The organism is Qipengyuania algicida (assembly GCF_009828025.1).
In the GTDB taxonomy this organism is placed as follows: domain Bacteria; phylum Pseudomonadota; class Alphaproteobacteria; order Sphingomonadales; family Sphingomonadaceae; genus Qipengyuania; species Qipengyuania algicida.
The window spans coordinates 365,320-381,273 of record NZ_WTYA01000001.1 but is presented as its reverse complement, the minus strand read 5'-3'; the positions used below and the strand labels follow the sequence as shown (position 1 = coordinate 381,273).

Annotated in this window: 7 protein-coding genes; 1 reads left to right on the top strand and 6 read right to left on the bottom strand. The window is 57.7% G+C overall.

Translation table 11 applies throughout. The features are described 5' to 3' along the window. Positions 1-25 precede the first annotated feature (25 nt). Positions 26-2,260, bottom strand: a complete 2,235-nt coding sequence (locus GRI58_RS01895; protein ID WP_160751849.1) for a penicillin acylase family protein — start codon at positions 2,258-2,260, stop codon at positions 26-28. A gap of 181 nt (positions 2,261-2,441) precedes the next feature. Between GRI58_RS01895 and clpB the strand changes: the two genes are divergently transcribed. Then, positions 2,442-5,021, top strand: coding sequence for an ATP-dependent chaperone ClpB (gene clpB, locus GRI58_RS01890; RefSeq protein ID WP_160751848.1), 2,580 nt, complete (start codon positions 2,442-2,444; stop codon positions 5,019-5,021). A 79-nt stretch (positions 5,022-5,100) separates the two neighbouring features. Here clpB and GRI58_RS01885 read toward each other — a convergent pair whose 3' ends face one another. The 5 genes from GRI58_RS01885 to GRI58_RS01865 all read right to left on the bottom strand — a co-directional run bounded on the left by GRI58_RS01885 (position 5,101) and on the right by GRI58_RS01865 (position 15,944). Further along, positions 5,101-8,127 (bottom strand): TonB-dependent receptor domain-containing protein, encoded by a 3,027-nt coding sequence (locus tag GRI58_RS01885; protein WP_237452011.1) that lies wholly within the window; start codon positions 8,125-8,127, stop codon positions 5,101-5,103. A 535-nt stretch (positions 8,128-8,662) separates the two neighbouring features. Continuing rightward, positions 8,663-11,749, bottom strand: a complete 3,087-nt coding sequence (locus GRI58_RS01880; RefSeq protein ID WP_160751846.1) for a TonB-dependent receptor domain-containing protein — start codon at positions 11,747-11,749, stop codon at positions 8,663-8,665. 212 nt (positions 11,750-11,961) lie between these two features. Further along, positions 11,962-12,528, bottom strand: coding sequence for a hypothetical protein (locus GRI58_RS01875; RefSeq protein ID WP_160751845.1), 567 nt, complete (start codon positions 12,526-12,528; stop codon positions 11,962-11,964). Between the two features lie 94 nt (positions 12,529-12,622). Next, positions 12,623-14,083 carry a 2OG-Fe(II) oxygenase family protein gene (locus tag GRI58_RS01870; protein WP_160751844.1) on the bottom strand — a complete coding sequence of 487 codons (1,461 nt, stop codon included), beginning with the start codon at positions 14,081-14,083 and terminating at the stop codon, positions 12,623-12,625. Between the two features lie 61 nt (positions 14,084-14,144). After that, a complete protein-coding gene (locus GRI58_RS01865) occupies positions 14,145-15,944 on the bottom strand; it encodes a tetratricopeptide repeat-containing sulfotransferase family protein (RefSeq protein WP_237452010.1) in 1,800 nt (599 codons plus the stop codon). Positions 15,945-15,954: the final 10 nt, after the last annotated feature.

Below are 15,954 nucleotides of genomic sequence, written 5' to 3'. Positions count from 1 at the left end.
GACCATGGCACCGCGATGAACAATGTTAATTTGCGTGGCGCACCACCTTCCGGCTTTGCGCATTGGCCATCACATCTTCGCGCCAGAAGCGATCCGGCTTCAAGCGGTGTTGGATGAACAGCGTAGACTGGTCTGCGAAATGCGGGCTGTCGGGACGCATATAGGCCGCGCCATAGGGCACGATCGAGGTTGAGGTGACTCGCTTGCCCGGAACCCACTGGGTCCACTGGATGAAGCTGTCGCCGTGCTTGACCGCGAGGCGGCCATCCTTGTCGACATCCCAGGTGGTCGAAGCGCGCAATGTGTCCGAACCGCCGTCGAGCGGCAGGTCGACCTTGCCCTGGCGCAGCCGGAGCATCTCGCTCATCGGCGGGTCGAGCCTCCCGAAATAACGCTGTAGATGGTCCACCGCATCGCCTAGCACCTTGCCTGCGTCGGGCCATTCGTCATGCTGGTAGGCGGCCGCCATATAGGGCTTGATCACCAGCAGCGAGAGCGCATCGCCGCGCCCGTCATTGTCTTCCTGCATGTCCCAGCCGAGCAGTAGTTGCCGGGCCTTTGCCAGTTCCGGCTTGCCGATGAGGTCGAGCGCCTTGAGCGCCTTGAACATATGCGCGATGTATCCCGCATCGACATAGCCGGTGTCCCACTTCACGCGGGCGAGGCCGGCATTGTCGAGCAGCTTGGCCTTGCTCATCAGCGTCCATGCGCGCCGCGCACGATTGGTCATGTCGAGTTCGATACCCAGCTCCGGAGCGAAGTCGGCAGGGTTCAGATCGCTGCCAGGGCCAGCCGCGATGAACGGGGTGTTGTTCGAATTGAACAGCCAGCCGCTCGCCGGATTGATGTACTTCGGCAGCTTGTCGTAGGCGACCGGCCCGGTCCAGATCAGCAACGGATCATCGCCCGGCAGCACGCCGCGCCAGTTCGGCCCAGGCTTGCGGTCGGGAATCGCGGCATTGTAGACATAGGCGATATTGCCCTTCTCATCGCCGTAGATGAAATTGGTGCTGGGAATTTCCATCCGCGCCAGCACAGCTTGCCATTGGGCCAGATTGGTCGCCTTGTTGAGCCGGTAATAGGCATCGAGCTGTCCCAGCCGGTCGATCCCGGCATAGCGGAAGGCAAACGCGCCGTTCTTGTTGATGATCACCGGCCCTTGGGCGCTGCGATAAACTGTCTTGAACACCGGCAGCACGATCGGCCCGAACCGCACCGGCAGCAGCACGCGCCGTTTTTCCAGCGGCAGCCAGCGATTGCCGAGCTTGTAATGCGTGCCATCCTTGTCGAGCACCAGCTTGTAAACATCGACCAGATCGGGGCGATTGACGGTATTGGTCCAGCCCAGATGCTCGTTATGGCCAAGGAAGGGATAGGGGCTGCCGGGGAAGGTCGCACCGGTGAAATGCCAGCCCTGATCGCTCTGGACCGTCAGTTCGTACCACGCCACCCCACCGCGCCACGGCTGGTGGCTGTTCGAAACCAGGATCGTCTCACCGCCCGATTTCTTTGGTGCGACGGCAAAGGCGTTGGAGCCGTCGAGTGCGCCTGCTTCGCCCCATGGCAGCGGCATCGGGCGGGTGCTGGCCTGCGGGCTGGTCGAGGGCGATGATATGGGGGCAGGGGTGGTCACCGTCATCGGTTGCACCACGCCTTGCGTCGGCTTGGCCGAGGGGATCGCCGGGCCGCCCTCGGGCCGCAGCGGCTTGCCCTCTACCAGCGGCTGGATGACGTTGTTGAGGCCGAAGAAGAACGGCTGGCGCAGCGCAAAGCCTGCGGCAACGTCCATCCCGTTGACCGGGAACAGCCGCACCAGCTTCACCTCGCCGGGATGCGCCTTGGCGTAATCGTTGAGCCCGGTAGCATAGGCTTCGAACAGCGCGCGCGTATCCGCCGGGAGTTTGGGATAATCGCGCTCCGCCGTGCCGCGCGCATCGAGCAGGTAGTAAACGTAATCGACTGCCGCGCCATCCTTGCCCGCAATCGCGCCATAACGCCCGCGCGCCATCGCGATCACGTCCTGCAAGGTGGTGAAATCGTCTTCCGCATGGGCGCGCGCGACACCATAGGCGACATCGGCATCGGTATGGCCATAGATATGCGGCGTACCGAATTCATCGCGCACGATTTCGGCTTTGTAGGCATGCGCCGGAGGCGGCGCACTGGTTGTTGCGGCGAACGGTTCCCACACCATCAGCGCGATGAGAATCACCACCGCAAGCACGACCAGCGCCAATGCGGCGCGACCCCATTTTGTCATTACATCCAGTCTCCCTGCCAAAGATGGTACACGGCTCGGGAGGCAAGGAAAACAGTGTCGTGCTTGCCCGTTTCGACGACCAGTCTATATCTGTCGATGAGACGCTGAAATTTTGCTCTCACACCCCTTGTGTTGCATATAGGCAACACCATATTAGCCCGGCAATCTCACGGGGACATATATGAATCTCGAAAAATTCACCGACCGGGCCAAGGGCTTCCTGCAAAGCGCGCAGACCGTTGCGATTCGCATGAATCATCAGCGGATCACGCCGGCGCACATCCTCAAGGCGCTGCTTGAGGATAGTGAAGGCATGGCCGCCGGGCTGATCCAGCGCGCTGGCGGGGATGCCCGCTTTGCGGTCGATGCGGTCGATGCCGAGCTGGCCAAGAAGCCCGCCGTGACCGGCGGCGGGGCGCAGCAGACGCCCGGGCTCGACAACGATGCGGTGCGCGTGCTCGACCAGGCGGAACAGATCGCCGAGAAGTCCGGCGACAGCTATGTCACCGTCGAACGCCTGTTACTCGCACTGGTGCTCGCCAAGACCACGGCGGCAGGCAAGGCGCTGGACGCGGCCAATGTCACCGCGCCTGCGCTTGAGGACGCGATCGTCAAGCTACGCGGCGGGCGCACCGCCGACAGTGCCGGGGCCGAAAACGCCTATGATGCGATGAAGAAATACGCCCGCGACCTGACCGAAGCGGCGCGCGCGGGCAAACTCGATCCTGTGATCGGGCGTGACGAGGAAATCCGTCGCACGGTGCAGATCCTTGCCCGGCGGACCAAGAACAACCCGGCGTTGATCGGCGAACCGGGTACCGGCAAGACCGCCATTGCAGAAGGGTTGGCGCTGCGGATCGCCAATGGCGATGTGCCCGACAGCCTCAAGGGACGCACGCTCATGTCGCTCGACATGGGCGCGCTCATCGCGGGCGCGAAATATCGCGGCGAGTTCGAGGAACGGCTCAAAGCTGTGTTGGACGAGGTGAAGGGCGCCGAAGGGCAGATCATCCTGTTCATCGACGAGATGCACACGCTGATCGGCGCGGGCGCCAGCGAAGGCAGCATGGATGCGGGCAATCTGCTGAAACCCGCGCTCAGCCGCGGCGAGCTGCACTGCATTGGCGCGACTACGCTCGACGAATATCAGAAATATGTCGAGAAGGACCCTGCGCTTCAGCGGCGTTTCCAGCCGGTCTATATCGACGAGCCCACGGTCGAGGACACGATTTCGATCCTGCGCGGGATCAAGGAAAAGTACGAGCTGCACCACGGCGTTCGGATCACCGACGGCGCGATCGTCGCCGCCGCGCAGCTGTCCAACCGCTATATCCAGAACCGTTTCCTGCCCGACAAGGCGATCGACCTGATGGATGAGGCGGCGAGCCGCATCCGTATGGAGGTGGAGTCGAAGCCCGAGGAGATCGAAGGGCTCGACCGGCGGATCATCCAGCTCAAGATCGAGGAGCAGGCGCTTCAGAAGGAAAGCGACCAGGCATCGAAAGATCGGCTTGAATCGCTGCGCAAGGAGCTGGCCGAGCTGGAGCAGCGATCGAGCGAACTGACCACCCGCTGGCAGAATGAGCGCGATAAGATCCACGCCGAAAGCCGCCTCAAGGAACAGCTCGACGCCGCGCGCATCGAGCTTGAACAGGCGCAGCGCGAGGGCAATCTCGCGCGTGCTGGCGAGCTGTCATACGGCACCATTCCCGGTCTCGAAAAACAACTGGAGGAGGCCGCCGGGCAGACCGAGAACGCGTTGCTCAAGGAAGAGGTGACCGAAGACGATATCGCCGGTGTCGTCAGCCGCTGGACTGGGATTCCGGTCGATCGCATGATGGCGGGCGAGCGCGAGAAGCTGCTCGATATGGAAAATATCATCGGCAAGCGGGTGATCGGGCAAAGCCAGGCGGTCGATGCGGTGTCCAAGGCAGTGCGGCGTGCGCGTGCAGGCCTGCAGGACCCCGACCGTCCCCTGGGCAGCTTCCTGTTCCTCGGCCCCACGGGCGTCGGCAAGACCGAGCTGACCAAGGCGCTCGCCAGCTTCCTGTTCGACGACGACAACGCGATGGTCCGCATCGACATGAGCGAGTTCATGGAGAAGCACGCGGTCGCCCGGCTGATTGGCGCGCCTCCGGGCTATGTCGGCTATGACGAGGGCGGGGTGCTGACCGAAGCGGTGCGCCGACGCCCCTATCAGGTGGTGCTGTTTGACGAGGTCGAAAAAGCGCACCCCGATGTGTTCAACGTGCTGCTGCAGGTGCTCGACGACGGGCGGCTGACCGATGGGCAGGGCAGGGTGGTGGACTTCACCAACACGCTGATCATCCTGACCAGCAATCTGGGCAGCCAGTACCTAACCCAGATCGAGGACGGCGCCGATGTCGACAGCGTCGAACCGCAGGTGATGGATGTGGTGCGCGGGCATTTCCGGCCCGAATTCCTCAACCGCCTGGACGAGATCATCCTGTTCCACCGACTGGCGGCTGAACACATGGCCCCGATCGTCGATATCCAGGTGGCGCGCGTGCAGAAGCTGCTGAAGGATCGCAAGATCACGCTCGACCTGAGCGATGCGGCGAAACGCTGGCTCGGTCGGGTGGGTTATGACCCCGTCTATGGCGCAAGGCCACTAAAGCGCTCGGTCCAGCGCTATCTGCAGGACCCGCTGGCCGACATGATCCTGAAGGGCGAAGTACCCGATGGTTCGACGGTGAAGATCGACGAGGGCGATGGAGCCTTGGAGATGGTGGTGGGGTGATTTTTGTAAGTTGCAAAAAGAAAAGGGCCCCGGTTTTCCGGGGCCCTTTTTGTATTTGCAAACGTGTTGTCCTGTCGGATTAGAACGTCACCTTGGCGTTTATGCGGAAGTAACGACCCATCAGAGCATCGAAGTACTTGTTGGAGCTATATGACGTGTAGGGGGCGGGAATGCCCTTGTCGAATATGTTGTTGACCATGAGGCGAAGTGTGAAATGCTCGTTCGCCTTGATCCCCACGGAAGTGTTGAACATCCAATACGGGCTGATCCGCGGATATTCATAGGTGCCCGCACCGGCATCCGGGTCGACCTGCGTCGGACCGTAGTAAGTGCCTTGCCACAACCAATCGAAATGCTTGGTCGCCCAATCGATATTGCCTTGGACAGCATCCTTCGGATCGGCAAGATTATTGAGCACATGCGTGACGTCGTCCGAACCGACCTTGTAGTAGTGGCGGTATGTATGCAGCCAATTGGCCGACAATTTGAGCGCACCGGCGGATTCTGGCAGGCCAAGACGCTCGAGCGGGAGAGTGTAATCGAGCGATGATTGCAGCGCCCTGAAATTCTCCAGAGCGATGTTGGCATAGGAATCTTCGAAATTGGTGATCTGGCCCGTGCTGTCACGCGTGAAGGTGCTGCACGCCGGGGCATTGGGATAATTGGTCGAATCGTAGCACGCGTTGAGCAATGAGGTCACGCCGGGCGACGCGATCTCGTTGGTGATGTTGATGCTGACATAGTCGCTGCTGATCTGTAGACCCGGGAGGAAACGCGGTGCAATAACCGCACCGGCTGTCCAGCTCTTTGCCAGTTCGTTCTGCAGCCCCGGATTGCCGCCGGATGTTCCCTTGGCTGTGTAATCGACGATGTTCGATTGGAAATCTGCCGGCAATCCTGCTGCGGCACAGTTAGCTGCACGCTGGGTGGGATTGGGGCCGCTATCGATATAGCGGGCATCGCACGGGTCATTCGCTGTTTCGAATACGCCAGAGGTCGGTGCAAAAAGCTCAGTGATCGATGGCGAACGGAACGACTGCGTGTAGTTGCCTCGGAAGGTAATGTCCCGGATCGGCGAAAAGGTCGCTCCGCCGGTGTAGGACCATGAGCCACCGGCGACGCTGTTATCCGTATAACGCGCTGCGCCATGCAGTTGCAGGCTATGAATGAAACTCACGTTCATGTCAGGCGAAACCAGCGGAATCGTTAACTCGCCGAATCCCTCGTTTGTGGTGTATGAGCCGGAAACTGGGGCGATATGAGTAGAATTGCCATACTGCTGGTATGAACCATCGGATTGAAGTTCGCCCAGGTAGAAAGCGCCCGGATCGAAGCTCTGGCTTTCCCGACGATGCTCATAGCCCAGAACGAACTGCACGTCTCCGCCAGGCAGGTGAACCACATCGCCCTTCACGTCGGCGATGATGTCCAATTGGGTGTCGACCTGCTTGGTTCGCGCCGGTGCCGTGATATAGTCGATCGCGGCCTGACTCTCGTTTTTGTATCCAAAGATATCAAGCGGCGCGCAGTTGCTGCTGAATGTCGCAATGGCGGCGTTCGTGTAGCCCGGGCGGCAGACGATGTTCCCGCTCGCATCAGTCACCGCGTCGAGCGCGTTGTAATAATTCTGGTTCACCACCTCACGAGAATCGGTGGTGGAGTCTGTGCGACCGTAGTTGACGCTCGCTTCCCACGTGAAATTATGGCTACCGACTGAGAAGTCACCATCAAGACCGGCAACACCTCGATACAGATCGGTCGTAGTGGTGAAAGCCCCGGTCGCGAGATCGGTATTCGCCCTCGCAAGGTAGAACGTATCGGTCGGCTGTCCGGCGGCTGCAAGGCTAGACTTGATCGCCTGCTGGTCCGCGGCACTGAGGAAGGGGTTGTCGGAAGAAAGGATCAAGTTCCCGTTGACATCGCCGGCGCCGGCGAAAAGCCATGTGTTGTAGAACGGCTGATCGGAAATGTTGCTTGCCTTGCTGCGACCAATCCAGAACTCACCATGAAAGCGCAGGTGATCGCTGAACTCGTAGTTGGTCAGCAGCGTCCCCTGAATGCGCTGGTTGTTGGCAAGCAAATTGCCGTAGTCGCCTATAGCAAATCCGTCGCCCCCAGCCTCGGTTATACCATTGGCGAGCGCGGTTCCGCTGTTGTATGGAATCAGATGACCGTCCTGGCTGAAGTACAGCGCCTGCCCACTGGCGTTCGTAATAGCCGACGCAGCGCTGCCGCCGGTTACCGGCAGATAATCTTCCACCATCGGCATGCCTGTATTGGTAAACACAGAGTAATGCAGCCCACCATTGAAGCGGGCATAAGTGTATGTGCCGCTTGGATCTGTTCCGTTGAATATCTTCGATCCGTCGGTAGTGGCACGAGCCGAGGTGGCGAGACCCGTTTGATGATCGTAGAACACGTTTACGGTGACGTTTCCGCGGCCACCGTCAAAATTGGTGCCAGCTAGTAGTGAGACATTGTAGTCAGGTGCGTCGCCCGCCTCCGCTAAGCCATACGAGCCGCTAACGGATAATCCCTGGTAGTCTTTTTTCAGAATAACGTTAACGGTGCCCGCAATCGCATCCGAGCCATAGATCGGCGCGCCACCGACCGAGACAACATCAATGTGATCGACAAGGTCAGGGGCGATTTGGCCGAGATCGACAGGTGAACCTTGCACCGAACCGAAGATCGAGGAACTGCCCGAGCTTACGAACCGGTTCCCGTTAACGAGCGCAAGCGTGCGCTGCGCGCCGAGATCGTACATGTTGACGAAAGTCTGGCCGGCACCGAAGCTGCCTTGAGGACCAGCGGCACTGTTGCCAGGTGCACCAAAGGTGGGGAGGTCAGTCAGCGCCTGGCCAATGTTGGTGTAGCCGCGATTGCTGAGCGTCGTGCCGGTCACCGTCTGCGTAGGCTGCGTCGTGATGTCGGCCTGCTTGAGGCGCGAGCCGGTCACGATAATCGCTTCGCCTTGCGCAGCAGTCGGAGCGGAGTTTGCCACTGTGGTGTCAGCGCAAGTACCATCGGCATTCACAGTCTGGCATTGCGTCTGATCCGGAGCCGACGAGGCAGTCTGTGCCTGACCGGGCGTGGCGCAAGCCATCGCTAGCAACCCAGTTCCCGCAAACAGCGATGCGCGGACGAAGTGATTAGATTTCCATGAATTTTGCATTGCGTTGTCCCCGAAGTGAGTGACGCTCTGTTGGCGCTTTCGGGGAGCTTTGATGCGTAGACGGAAGCAAATGCAAGCGTAGACCTCGAAACTTACGTAACTGTAATATTTTTCCTCCTTTGAGCAGGATCTTAGGCAGTTGGGCTATCAAAAGCCAACTTCAGCTACGCGAAAGACTTGGATTGCCATTCGAGCCATTCGCGCAATTTCATTTCTCTCTGTAAGGGCATTTGGTCGCGCCGCCCGAAGCATTTGGATTTGAATGCCTCCAGCCGCCAAAATAAAATATTACCGATCTGTAATGTTCAGCTTGGCATTTTCACATGGATTGCCGAGAAGACGATGTCGGTCAAAATGCTATGCAAATGGTTGGTTATTCAGCGGTTGCACAAACGACAGGCTATCAAACAAAAAAGGCGGCCCCGCCTTAAGCGGAGCCGCCGATATTTACAATCCAGCGAATGTCTTAGAAGATTTTCGCTGTGAAGTTCATGTAATAGGTCCGGCCAACAAAATCGAACCCACTATACAGAGGCGCATTGCCCAACCTGTTATAGACAAAAGCCGAGATGCTGGGCGGTGTCGAATCGGTAAAATTCTTCACGCCAGCTGTTATGGCAAAGTTGTCAAGATTCAGGCGTACTGAAGCAGTGTGTGTGAAATAATTCGGCGTACGGAACTGATAATCACTTGTCGCCGGATCTTCGTCATTCGCTTCATAACTATCCATCACGCCTACCCAGTTGAGACCGTAATAGAAACTTACCTTTCCAATCCTATATGTGGCGTCGAAGTTACCGGTCCACTTAGGATAGTAAATATCGCCATTGTTATCGACCAATGGATCTGTCGGGAAGGTACGATCAGCCTGTTCGAGATAGCGGGTTGCCGATGCGTTCAAGCGGAGAGAGCCGTTACCGATTGGAAGGACGTAGCGAGCATTGAAGTCGAGGCCACGAACCTTGTCGGTAGCGATGTTGACGTTTCCGTTTGTCACAGTTGCGCGGTACGGCGTTGTCGAGCTGGCTCCGTCGCGAGAGATAAGCCGACACAACTCGCCACCGAGATTGCCCTGGTCGAAGTTGGGGTCATTATAGCAGGAGTTGAGAATGTTGCTCGCCCCTAGCGTTGCGACACCGTTGTCGACCTGGATGTCGAAGTAATCGACAGCGAATTCAAAGTTTCCGAGAGCCTTAGGAAGAGGATTCCGGATCACCGCACCTACGGTCCAGTTCTTCGATGTCTCAGCAGCAAGGCCAGTGGCTGCGCCACCAACATTGAGAACCTGAACACTCTGCCCGAGAGGTGACCCTGCCTGCCCATCACCAAAGGTTGTGGGAATTCCCGCAGCCAGACAGTTTTTGTACAGCGATGTGGAAGGATCCTTATCGCCATACTGATAGCAGGGGTCGGTGTTGCTCGACAGGAACCCAGCCGTCGCGGCCTGGAACTGCTCGGACAAAGCCGGAGCGCGGTACGAGGTGCCATAAGTGCCGCGGAAGGCCAAGGCACGGATGGGAGACCACACGCCGCCGATCTTGTAGGTCCAATCGGAACCGTAGCTGTCATAGTCAGTGTAACGGACCGAGCCGTTCAGAGTCAGCTCATGGAAGAATGGCTGATTTGCGAGAAGCGGTACATTAATTTCTCCGAACACTTCTTTAACGGCGTCTTTGCCCTCGGTGATGCCCGCGGTGGAATAGTTGTACAACTGACCGGTTTGCTGCTCGATAGGCGGCACATCTTCGATGCGCTGCTTGCGGTACTCCGCACCCAAAGCAACGCCGACGTCGCCGCCTGGAAGAGTGAAGAGGCTACCTGTTACCTGGCCCGAGAACGTGGTCTCCCAGAATTTGGTCGTTCCCCTAACTGTGGGAGCGATGAAATTCAGGAAATCCTGCGGCACATCGCCGTTCACAAGTGCCCCGGTAAGCGCCGGGGCGGCCACGCAACCATTCGAGGGATCGCTACAAGCGAAGCCCGACCCGCTGGCAACAACGTCCATGCTTTGAATGAGACGGCTCGTTATCGGCTGAACGAGGAAGTATTCGCCAAAGTTGTACGAGGTTCCGGCATAAATATCATACCGCCAGTCCTTGAAAGGCAATGAGCCACGCAAGCCGCCACCGACTCGGAAGTAGTCAACATTTTGAGTCGAAGTGTAATTGCGGCTCGTAAACACACGGACGCCCAGATCCTGGCCATTGGTCTGATCTGTTGGCGCTTGATCCGAAAATTGCAATTCGGCAGGGATCAGTGGACTACCGTTCGGGTAGTCCAGAATCATCTGGAAGAAGTTGCGTTGAGCCGATTCGCGCCTGGTGTACAAGACGCTGCCGTAAAGCTGAGCGTCCCCCAGGGCATGCAAATCATAGCTGGTCTGCACGTAAGCATTGTAGTTGGTGGTGGGTGAAATCAGCGACTTGTCGAAGAATTTCGAATTGTAGGTGTCGCGATTATCGAGGCCGAAACCACCACCATTGACGCCTTCCCAACCGGGTACACTGCCGCCGGCAGCAGGATTATAACGAAATCGGTTGAAGGTACCGAGCGCAGGGTTACCAGGCCCACCTGCTGCACCCGCGATGACGCTGGTGCCGATGGTATTCACCGTAACGCCGCTGGTACCAGTGAAGCCGGTAGGATAACATTTTGGTTCACCAGTCCTTGGGTCGACAGGGTCGCCCGAGCCCCAAGGCTGATCCGGCGCAGAACGCAGGTAATAGGTTTGGCACTGAAGATAATCATGTGCAGCAAACGACAAATTGCTACGAGCATAGGCTTCAAACGAGCCCGAGATCCGGAAGCGGTCGCCGTTATAGCCACCGATTACAGCAAGGCGACGCGTGACGCCTTCACCAACTTCGGGAACGGAGACGCCGCCATCGAGCGTCAGACCTTCGAATTTCTGGTCGGTGATGATGTTAACAACGCCAGCGACAGCGTCAGAACCGTAAATCGAAGACGCACCGTCCTTGAGGACTTCAACCCGCTGAACGATCGCACTTGGCAGTACGTTAAGATCGGCAGAAGCCAGCCCATTGTTGGTCCCGGAAGGCGACAGACGGCGACCGTTCAAGAGGATAAGCGTACGAGCAGCACCAAGGCTGCGCAACGAAAGCGTGTTGGCGCCAGGCCCACCATCAACGATGAATCCGGTAAAGGAGTTGTCAATTTGGCGGGCGCCAGCAGTTACAGCAGTGCTCTGCAACAACTCTGTTGTTGAATCGAAGCCTGCAACCGTCGCATCGTCGCGCGTCAGAACCGTAACCGGTGATGGTGAATCGAATGTGCGATTTGGAATGCGCGAGCCAGTAACGACGATTGCGTTGTTATCAAACGCTGCCGGACCTTCCGTATCTGCATTTGCTGAAGTAGCGCAAACGCCGGCGTTGTTCGGGTCGACGCAGGAACCATCGTTGGTGGATGTTGGCGCATCCGCAGCAGTTTCGTCTTGCGCATAGGATGGCGAAGAGACTGCAACAGCAAGCAGGCCAGCGCCCGCAAGCATAAAAGCACGGCCGCGACGAGCGGCCCCGTAATGAGACTTCATGTGTATTTCCCCTCAGCTAGCGCTGTGAAAGCGCACATATTCTTTAAATGCTATCTCGTCGGGATAAGCAAGGTCGCTGAGTGTTTTTTGGGACCCTCTGTACAACATTGTCGAAATCTGTCGCTGATTTGCAACAACTGTAACTATCTATCTATCGGTATGTGATGTTGAGAATGCGTGATTGCCAAGGATTGGCTTGCGATCAATGCAGGTTAGCCGATTCTCTGCCCTTTCACACCGGGCTGACCGTTGATCCGCAGAAAATAGGAATTCAGCACGCCTTTGCGAATTTCTAGCTTTTGGCCCGCTCGGATGGATCGAAGGCGGGTGGGAGCATCAGAGATCTCCCAGACAGCGCCTTCTTGAGTGGTCAAAATAAGGCTTCCACGCGGACCATAGCGAACCTTAGCGATCGTGGTGTCGAGCTGCTTAAACTCGTTTTCTTCCTTGCGATCCTTGACGTGGCCTCCGAAAATTCCGAAGTCGGGGATGGAGAAGCCAAACAGTTTGCGCCTTGTGTCCCGCACCTTCTCGCGATCGACGATCGTCAAATCGCCACTATCTGCTGCGTTGACCAGCGCGTTTGCTGCCTTGTCGAAGCAGGCCAGCCTTTCGTCTGCTTGTGTTTCGGCCTGGCATGTGCGCAGTTCCTGGAGATAGTGATTGTCGTCCTTTTGCTTCGCCTGGAGCGGCGCCTGAGCTGTAGAGACCGTCAACCCCGTCACAAGTATTCCCAGAGATAGCAGCTTGGCCTTCTTCAGTCGCGACGTAGATATCATGAGGAAACTCCGAGAAATTGTGGGATTCATACTACCTGTCGATGTGCTGAGATTGAGCGCATTTGCCGGTCATGACAAGACTTGCGCCATTCTGTCATCGAGGTGGCGCAATGTCGAAGGCGATTGTCATTCTTTCCCCTTCGGCAAATGGCAGCGTCCCATGCCACATTGTGGAAGGAAACAGTACGAGACGACCTGAGCGTGGCTCGATTTTCCTGAGCGAAGTCAATTCGATCCCCAAACTTCTCTGAGGTTCGCCGAGCGTCAGCCACCCGGCATTATCGGGTTGGTTCGTGCGTTTTTCAGGCAATGACACATAGAGTGCCGAGCTCAGCCAGCCATGGGGATGAACATGGTTCGAGTGCCGGCCCGAGGCTCCTAGCCTGACGGACCATGATCCAGCAAAGCGCACTGCGCGGTCACGCCGCCAGCGCAGCGTTGGATGAGTTGGATCCATTTCCGCCAATCCAGCGATATGCTGCCTCACAGCTTCGCTAACGGCTTCTCGAACCTGCTGGATTTCCGGCTCGGTCCGGCGGAACAGCATACCATCAGTTTGAGTACCGCCACGAACCGACTGTTCCGGCATCTCGCCGCCCCTCTCGTGCAGGCTACGCAAGCAGGTGGCCAGCTGTTCGAGTGGTGGCAGCCTGTCCGTCAAATCGATAATCGAGACCAGACTCTCCTGACCTTCCAGCCAATCATGGCGCGAATCTTCCATCATGCGCCAGACGATCGCCGCATAAGGCCAGAACAAAGGATTCTCTGGCCTCAGCCAGCCGTCGAGCAGCTTGTGAAGAACATCGATCCTTCCGACACGGAGCAAATGCCGCGCGCGAAACAGATCGCTGTTGTTTCCATTCCCAATCGGTAAGCGTGCAAACATTGCATCCGCAAGTTCGTCCTCGCGAAGTTCGGTGAGGATGGCCGCGTGAAGATCGTCGAGGCTGTTGGCCGATACATCGAAAGGGGCGTCATTCACCATATCGCGTGCAGCAGTGTATTGTCGCATATCGATCAGGGCTGCGACCAGTGCTCGACGCAGGGCGACGTTGCGCGGGCGAAGGGTGAGTGCGGCGTTGAACGATGCTATGATCTGTTCGCTCGCTCCGGTGAGGGCGAAGATTCGTGCCAGTTGCTGATGACCGGCAATCCATTGCGGCGATTGTTTGAGCACCTGCTGCAACACGGCGATTGCTTGCGGAGCATTGCCTGCAGCCACATGCGCAGCGCAAAGCCCGATCATGATGTCCGGTTTGCCTGGCGCAAGCCGCCACGCCTGTTCGAACAATTGCTCAGCGGGCAATCCCGCTTCGAGGGCGATCTGCGCGTAGCCTTGAGTAACCGAGGCATTGGTGGGAGCTAATCGATGGGCCGATGAAATGGCCGAAACAGCGCTGGGATGCTCGTCGAGAGAGCGATGGAGCAGTGCTTTCCATTGCAAGAGCTGTGGATCGTCGCCCTTGCCGGAAATTGCGTTATCGATTTTCGCCAGAGCAACACGTTCCTCCCCGGAGGACAGAGCGGCTCTTGCAATGGCGAAAAGTTCATCCATCGGACGATTTACGCACAAGCGAGCTTGCCAAGCGATAATCAATCACTACTACGTACCCTGTTTAAGTGCTGTAGCCGAATTTCTCGATCCACGGTTGAAGGATCGGGAGAACGGGTTCCAGTTGCTCACGATAGCGTTCCCAGCGCCCCATTGCACGGCGATACAGCGGCTCGGTGACCTGGCCATAGCTCGCCGTGGTAATGACGCCGCGGCTGACTGCCGTCTGCTGGTGGTCGAGAATTTCTTCGCGCCAATCGAGTCCAAGGAATTCGAACACCGGTTGCAATTCACTGCGTGAGTTATCGAGCATCTTTTCGTAGACGATTTCATGCACATCGAGCGAGAAATGCGATCTTGCCGCTTCCCAACAGGTGAAACTGAGGTCGTAGAGTTCGGCAACGGTCTTGAGGTTGAGGAAATTGGACATTGCCTTGTTCGGGCGGAAATTTGTGATGTAACAACTCAGTACCACGTCACAGGGATGGCGTAGCGCAAGGATAAATCGGGGGTTCGGGAAAAGGGCCAGAATACTCGGCACTTTATTCATGTGTAGCGGGAATTTGTCGACGAGCAGGCTATCGGGCCGCAGATCGATCCATTTGTCTGCTTCTGTGAAATAGGCCTCGCGTGCCGCTTCGACTTCTGAGGCCGAGAAATCGCTCTTTTCGCTGCTTTGATTCAGAACCTCCTCGGCGACATTGAGGGGAGGCCTTTCCTCAAGCACCTGAACACTTGGATGGCCTAGCAGCAAGGTATCGAGAAGAGTTGTGCCGGATCGTGGAAACCCGACCAGAAATGCCGGAGTTCGGGCGGGTGCGCTTGCCTGCATGTTTAAGACAGCAGGCGCTTTCAGCTTACGAAGCTCCGCAATGCCGTCCCTGATCTCGCGACGATAGTCGCTCGCGAGCGCTTCTGTTGCGGGCTGTTCCGTTCTTACTTGCTCGTTCATTGCCGAAAAGGCTTCGAACGCAGCCTCGGCATTGCCCAGGCTATCGTGAAACTGGCCCAGTAATTGGAACCGACGGACCGGTTCGATGTCCTCAGGTACATTGCTTAGGACTTCGATACCTTCCTCCCAGGCCTTTTCGCGCCGCAGGTGAAGGGCGCGGATGAAATCGATGGTTCCTTGATCGATTCCACGACTGCGCGCCGCATCTATGAGATTGGTTAGCTGATCGTACCTGTTGGTATGTTCGAGGATCAGCGCCTTGCGGATATGCGCATCGCCATTACGCGGATCGATGCTTAGGGCCCGATCGAAACTTTCCTCTGCCTCGGTCATTTTCCACGCCTTGGCCAGTTCGATCCCCAGTCGCACGCGCAGTTCGGGATCGCTTGGTTCCAGTGCGATAGCCTCTTCGAACAGCCTTCTGGCCGTATCATCGTCGCCCTGAAGTCTGTGAATTCCAGCCAGTTCGATGCGAGGTTTTGCGTCACGCGGGAAACGGGCGGTCGCATCCTCCAGCAGGTTGCGCGCTTCGTCTATCTGACCCAATTGTAGAAGTGTCGTCGCCAGGTTCATCGTCAACGGAGCGATATCCGGGCGTGCGTCGTGCGCCTTGCGCAGGGACACAAGACTCTCTTCCATTTGCCCAGCAGCGGCATAGGAATTGCCCAGGTTGTTCAAGGCTTCGAAGTCGTCGGGGACAGCGTCGAGGATCCGGCGATAAGCCACGATAGCGCCTTCATTGTCCTCTAACGTCTGGAGCAAATAGGCTTTTGTGCGCAAAAGGCGCAGGGACTGGTCCTTGGCGATCAGCGAGTCCGTACAGATATCCAGCGCCTCGCTGTTCCTGCCCAGTTGCATAAGTGCTGTTGCCATGTTGAGCGCAATGGTCACGTCGTCAGGACGCAGCTTCAATGCCTGGCTG